Origin of the sequence: Rhizobium leguminosarum, assembly GCF_010668065.1 — a bacterium.
Lineage (GTDB): Bacteria > Pseudomonadota > Alphaproteobacteria > Rhizobiales > Rhizobiaceae > Rhizobium > Rhizobium leguminosarum_S.
In genome coordinates this window covers 59309-65673 of sequence record NZ_WUEN01000022.1, presented here as the reverse complement: position 1 = coordinate 65673, position 6365 = coordinate 59309, and the positions used below count along the sequence as shown (strand labels likewise).

Sequence of the window (6365 nt, the reverse complement as noted above, 5' to 3'; positions counted from 1 at the left end):
CTTCGACTAAATCCCCATAGCGCCAAACAACCCGCGCCTTCGCTCAATCCGGCTTCAATGAGGTCCGATCAGTGAATGCCGCACGCATAGCGAACGGACCTCACAGAACCCTCCAGATTCCCAAATCACCTGATGGCTGATTCATAGGACACCGTGTTTTGTTGGCATGGTGTCTGAGAATGGCTGCGAAGCGATATGGTTGAACGATGTGCAATGGTCGAGGATTGCGGCTCTTTTGCCTGGCAAGGCGAACGATCCTGGCCGCACGGCGCTGGATATCCATCAAAGCCGCGTTGAGCCATTGACTGGTTGGGGAGGCGTTGAAATCGATGGGGGCATCGAAGCGAATTTTGGATTTCGCTCCGGCATATTTCAGGATGTGAAACCACCATCAGCCCGGATGTCGGCACCCGTTACAAAGGAGGCTTCTGGACTTGCAAGGAATGCGACAACGCTCGCAATTTCCTGGGGCTTTCCATAGCGGCCCGCCGCGATGCGCGAGACTTGCATAGCGGCAAACTCGCCATCGACAGGATTCATGTCAGTGTCGGTTGGGCCCGGATGAACTGTGTTGACTGTGATGCCGCGTGGGCCGAGGTCATGAGCCAAGCTCCGGTTGAAGCCGGCGACTGCCCCCTTGGTGAGGCCGTATGCTGACAGCCCAGGAACCCCGGCATATTTCGTGATTGAGCTGCCGATCTGTATGATCCGGCCGCCATCCTTCATATGGCGTACGGCTTCCTGCGTGGCGACAAAAACGCCTGTTACATTGACTGCGAGCATTGCCTGATAGTCATCAAATGCGATTTCGTCGATCGGACCCGCGAAGGCAATACCGGCATTGTTCACCAGAATGTCGATGCCGCAGCTTTTCGACTGTCGCGGCGACAGCGGCGCGTATTGCATCCGGATTAGCGGCATCAGCGGCGATGGCCAGCGCGCGCCCGCCCATTTTTTCGATGGCGACAGCAACTTCCTCAGCCTTCGCAGGTGATCCGCGATAGGTGAAGGCCACCTGAGCACCATCCGCTGCGAGACGCTGGGCGATTGATGCGCCGATTGATCGCGATCCACCGGTAACGAGTGCGGTCTTGCCGCTCAGTGGAAGGTACCCAGAAGCGGTCACTGCAGTCATTTCTCACTCCATTTACGTGCCGAGTGTTTCGGTGGAATGATATTTGTCCATTTTTTCCTAGAATATTAGCGGCATATCATTTGGATCATATTCAAGCATCTGTTGATAATGGAAGACTTGATGCGGTCCAGGGGCCACGTTTTTTCGGAGATTATGACAAGGACGCGTGGACGCTATTGGAGACTGCCTGCAAATCGGGCGCTAAGACGCTCACTACGGAAATATTCAGTGTAGAAGTCAATGAAAGCGCGGGTTTTCAGCGGTTGGAGCACGCGGCCTGAATAGTAGAGCGAGATAGATCCGGCATCGGCATACCACTTCGGAAGGATACGTTCGAGCGCACCACTTTCCATATGCGGCAGCACGTCGGGTACAGCCAGCAATGCGATGCCCAACCCCGCGATCGCCGCCTGCGCCATGGGCGCGGCGTCGCTCATCACAATCGTCTCGTTGAGGAGCGCGCGCTCTTCGCGTCCTTGAGCGTCCCGCATCATCCATTGCCTGATCCGGCCTGAATTGGAGGACCGCATCAGTATTCCGGCATGATCGGCCAGATCGGCGGGGCTGGCCGGCCGGCGCCGTCCAGCAAAATAGCCGGGCGAAGCGACCGCGATAACGTGAACCGGTGCGATCGTCGTGGAAACGATGCCCGGATTGAGTTCGAAACCACCGCCGATCGCGGCGTCGAAACCCTCGGCGATAAGATCGACCTTGCGGCTGTCGAAATGCCAGTCAGGTCTGATGCCCGGATAACGGGCCAGAAAGTCGGGCAGTGCGGGAAGAACGTATCCCATAGCGAACGTTAAACTCATGCTGAGCTTCAGAACGCCGACAGGCTCACCCTTGGTTTGTGATGCCCCGTCGATTGCCCCCTGAAGGTGGTTCAGGCTGTCGCCGATGCTTGCCAGAAAGGACTCCCCCGCCTCGGTCAAGGTCAACTTCCGCGTCGAGCGGTGAAACAGCCGTATGCCGAGGTTCCGTTCCAGCATCGCAACGTTCCGGCTGACTGCGGCCGGTGTGATCGAGAGACGCCGAGCAGCCCCGGAAAAGCTGCTCGCTTCCGCGCTTCGAACGAACGCTTCTAGGTTTGCCAGCGTCTCCATAATAAGCAACCTTCAAACATTGATTGAAACTAAAACAATTCATCTCTGACTTATGCTGCGTGTATTTGCCAGCCATATTCCAGTCAACAGCAGCACCGGTTTTCTGCAACGCCACCGGCATCAGGCCAAGGGTGTAGCGGGAAAACCGACCGTCGCGGATACAATTCTCACCGCACCGTAAAGGACTGGATCATGATCGTTGGCATTATCGGAGCCGGCAATATAGGGGGCGCATTTGCCACGGCACTCGGCAAGGCAGGTATCGAAGCCGTGATCGCAAACAGCCGTGGACCGGAAAGCCTCACGACGCTTGTTTCGAAACTCGGCAGCACAATCCGGGCTGGAAGCCTCCAAGAGGCCGCGGCGCAAGACATCGTTCTCGTGGCAGTCCCGTGGTCAAAGATACCTGGCGCGCTCGCCGGTTTGAACTTCGACGACAGGATCGTAATCGACGCCAACAACTCCATCGAAGCGCCGCTTTACAGGCCGGCGGACCTTGGCGGCCGCACCTCTACGGATATTTTCACCGCCCTTGTGCCAGGCGCGCGCGTCGTCAAGGCGTTCAACCACCTGACGCCAAAGCAACTGTCGGGCGACCCCCACTCGGAAGGCGGCAGGCGCGTCCTGTTTTATTCGGGCAACGATATGAGGGCGAAGGCGGAGGTCGCCGCCATCATTGATCGCATCGGCTTCTTCGGGATCGATCTCGGCGCGCTTGCGGTCGGCAGCCAGCTGGTTCAGTTCCCGGGCGGCCCGCTGCCCGCTCTCAACCTCGTCAAGTTCGACTGAACATCGCTGCGCTCCATCCGTCTGCAATCGGAAGCGCCGCAAGCCATCTGAAACCCGGAGACGATATCGTGTCAAAATTCATTCAAATGCAGTCAACCGGCGGCCCCTCCGTCCTGCAAATCATCGAGAAAGACCTGCGCGCGCCACGAGCTGGCGAGGTCAGGCTCATTCAGGACGCGATCGGCCTCAACTTTGTCGATACGATGATACGAAAAGGCCAGTATCCGATGGCGTTGCCGGCGGTTCCCGGTTTCGAAGCAGCCGGGACGATCACCGAGGTCGGATCCGGCGTCGAGGGGCTGTCGGTCGGCGACCGAGTGGCTTACTTCTTTTCGGAAGGTGCATATGCCACCGAGAGGATCATTCCGACCGCGCCGCTCATCCGCCTGCCCGCCGATATCTCGAACGAGACTGCGGCGACCTTCCTGGCGAAGGGTGGGACGGCCTGGATGGGGATGCGTGGTCTCCACGATCTCAAATCCGCCGACACGGTGCTGGTACTTGGGGCATCGGGAAGCGTTGGCGCCATCCTGGCTCGCTGGGCAAAGTCGCTGGGCGCAACCGTGATCGGCGTCGCCGGATCGCCGGACAAGTTCGACAAGGTCGCGGCCGGTGCCACCCATGCCTTCCACGCTGGCGAGCCGGACATCGCCGCCAAGATACGTGCGATCGCACCTGACGGTGTCGACGTCGTCTATGATTTGGTCGGCCGGGCGACCTTCGCGCTAGGCGTGTCAAGCGTCCGTGATGGTGGCGTGATTGCCGCGATTGGAGCCGCGTCGGGTCAGCCAGCGCCGGCCCCCGATCTTGTGCGACGGGGGGTAGATGTCCGCAGCGGTGGTTCCCCGCAATACGTCCGGGGACCGGCAGTCGAGATCGCAACTTCTCAGCTATGGGATGCGCTGCGCACAGGCATTTTCAGTGATCTCGAAACCACACACTATCCGTTCGATGAGATAGCCCGAGCGCATGACGACATGGACAACCGCCGCTTAAGCGGTCTGCCGGTCTTGATCGCTTAAACCGAAAATAATCGTACGGCGGCAGGCCGCACGGACGCCCGCCGCGAGGCGGCCGGGCGAAACATTTCCCCTGTCGATAACGAAAGGAATGATCGATGAGTGAATTAGCAGGTAAACGTGCGCTTGTGACTGGTGCGTCCCGCGGCATTGGCGCCGCGATCGCGATCGCTCTGGCCGAAAAAGGCGCCGACGTTGCGATAACGTACGAACGCGCCGCTGATCGGGCAGCGCAAGTTGTCGCGACGATCGAGGGCAAAGGGCGCAAGGCGTTGGCTATCCAGGCTGATAGCATGGACCCCGACGCGGTCAAGCGGTCGGTTGATCAAGCGGCGCAAGTGTTGGGCGGCCTCGACATATTGGTGAACAATGCGGCTATCGCGATCTACAAGGATGTGGCAGATTTCACCGTCGCCGAGATCGACGCCCTTTTTGCTGTCAACGCTCGCTCCCCGATCCTGGCATCGCAAGCCGCGATGCCGTATCTTGGCAAAGGTGGCCGGATCGTCACAATCGGCTCCGCAGGCGCAGAACGCATTGTCGGACCATCGACGGTTTATTCAATGACCAAATCGGCACTTCAATCATTTACCCGCGGTCTGGCGCGAGAACTTGGGCCCCGTGACATCACTGTCAACCTCATTCAGCCGGGATCAACCAACACGGAAATGAACCCGGCCGAGGGCGAGTTCGGAGATTTTCAGCGTGCCCTAATTCCGCTCGGCCGGTACGGCGAGCCGGAGGATATCGCGGCTGCGGTAGCATTCCTCACATCTGCTGCGGCCCGACAAATCACCGGAACCATCCTGACCGTTGATGGCGGCACGCTGACCTAAATACACTCCCGCGGGTCCGCGACTTGTACATAGGAGAGTGGGAGCTAACTAGATACTACCACCTACTAGCTCTCCACTCTCATTCCACTTTGCACCATCATCAGCGTGTTCGAACGGCGTGTAGGTCGCGTGTCTTTCAGGAGCGGACCGACCCGTCGCGCGGGGAATCGAGCAACAGCGGCGGACCCGCCTCGATGCTTCTTTCGCCGCGCTTTCGGACGCCCACCCGACGCGGCATCCTGGAGCAGCTTGGACGTCAGAACGCTTCGATCACGGAGCTTGCCGAGAAATTCCACATGACCCTCACGGGCATGAAGAAGCACGTCGGCGTCCTGGAGCAGGCGGGACTCGTCACCACGGAGAAAGTCGGCCGGGTGCGAACCTGCAAGCTCGGCCTGCTCGGACTGGAGGAAGAGGCGGCATAGATCGAGAGGCACGCTTAAGGATTCCGGTCTCGAAAAGTCCTGGTGCAATCGACCTATAGCGCAATAGAGGGCGACGGCATCGGCGATCTCACGGTGCTCTACAAGTTCAAGCGGCTGGCGGAGGCGAGCGGCATCCGGCCGCCATCAACCGCGCGGCCGAGATGCTGCTGGAACCGGCAAGGCAAGGCATGATCCCCACGCGCCGCCCGGAACGTCTACCCGATTTCGTCAGAAAGGGGCGCTGCAAGGCCCCTGCTGCCGCTCAAGATCAGAACTGCCGGACAGGTTGCGTTTGCGCAGCTCCCGAAGCTCTCAACCAAAGTCTCCCCGCTCGGCGTTGGCGCGGTAAGTTGCTGCCGCGATTTGGCGGTGGCTACCGAAAACAAAGAAATGATGAAGGCGGCAATAGTGATTTTGAATAGACGCATGAAGCACGACAGGACAGAAATAAAATCCCGCGATTCTTGACGAGCTACCTCCACCAATTGCCCGCCGCCGACAAGGTTCTAGTTCAGTTTCGGCGCCTCCAGAGAGCAGACCACGCTACATACGCCGAAGCGTCTTTGAGCTAGGGGCCAAGGTTGGCGTTGCCACCTTGCTTTGCTGCCCAATATGCCGAGACTGGTGAATCTCAAGGAGTTCAACCATGTCACTGCGCCAGCCCGGCCAAGTTCGATTTCCCTTTCACTCACAATTGCCAAGGGATGACGGCTGCGGGGTACGCGTCCTGCAAATGCTCACTGGCATGACCTATGATCAGGTCGCGGCCATGGTGGATTGGGGCGACAGGTCAGTCCATTATACGAGGTGGGATGACGTCTGCCGGGTGTTGAGGTCGCTCGGCTGGCCTATCGGCGCGCCGATAAGAACCAGCGATTGGAGTGATATTCAAGGTGTGGCCGTCGTCCACGTCGATGGGGACCATTTCCTGCTCTATGACTCGGTCAATCGTCTGTTTTACGATCCAGGAGAACCGGAGGGGCCGGCTGTGGTCACCAGCCATACTCCAACCAGCTATCTGACGGTTCAGCCTGGGGAACGTGCGCCGGCTCGATGAA

Annotated in this window: 6 protein-coding genes and 2 pseudogenes; 6 read left to right on the top strand and 2 right to left on the bottom strand. The window is 59.1% G+C overall.

The window, feature by feature from the left end:
• Positions 1-372 precede the first annotated feature (372 nt).
• Together GR198_RS33530 and GR198_RS33525 are read right to left on the bottom strand one after the other, a co-directional pair.
• Positions 373-1135: pseudogene (locus GR198_RS33530) on the bottom strand (3-oxoacyl-ACP reductase family protein).
• A 173-nt stretch (positions 1136-1308) separates the two neighbouring features.
• Positions 1309-2238 (bottom strand): LysR family transcriptional regulator, encoded by a 930-nt coding sequence (locus GR198_RS33525; RefSeq protein ID WP_113544308.1) that lies wholly within the window; start codon positions 2236-2238, stop codon positions 1309-1311.
• A gap of 189 nt (positions 2239-2427) precedes the next feature.
• Here GR198_RS33525 and GR198_RS33520 point away from each other — a divergent pair, with 189 nt between their 5' ends.
• The 6 genes and pseudogenes from GR198_RS33520 (at position 2428) to GR198_RS33495 (ending at position 6364) form a co-directional block, all read left to right on the top strand.
• On the top strand, positions 2428-3027 hold the full coding sequence (locus GR198_RS33520; RefSeq protein ID WP_162769171.1) for an NADPH-dependent F420 reductase: 600 nt from the start codon (positions 2428-2430) through the stop codon (positions 3025-3027).
• An 86-nt stretch (positions 3028-3113) separates the two neighbouring features.
• Positions 3114-4049, top strand: a complete 936-nt coding sequence (locus tag GR198_RS33515; protein ID WP_113544310.1) for a zinc-binding dehydrogenase — start codon at positions 3114-3116, stop codon at positions 4047-4049.
• A 95-nt stretch (positions 4050-4144) separates the two neighbouring features.
• Positions 4145-4882 carry an SDR family NAD(P)-dependent oxidoreductase gene (locus GR198_RS33510; protein WP_113544311.1) on the top strand — a complete coding sequence of 246 codons (738 nt, stop codon included), beginning with the start codon at positions 4145-4147 and terminating at the stop codon, positions 4880-4882.
• Positions 4883-5048: 166 nt separating this feature from the next.
• Positions 5049-5304: pseudogene (locus GR198_RS33505) on the top strand (ArsR/SmtB family transcription factor); the annotation flags it as partial.
• Positions 5305-5349: 45 nt separating this feature from the next.
• A complete protein-coding gene (locus tag GR198_RS33500) occupies positions 5350-5499 on the top strand; it encodes a hypothetical protein (protein WP_245514955.1) in 150 nt (49 codons plus the stop codon).
• Between the two features lie 454 nt (positions 5500-5953).
• Positions 5954-6364, top strand: coding sequence for a hypothetical protein (locus GR198_RS33495; RefSeq protein WP_233426636.1), 411 nt, complete (start codon positions 5954-5956; stop codon positions 6362-6364).
• Position 6365 lies beyond the last annotated feature (1 nt).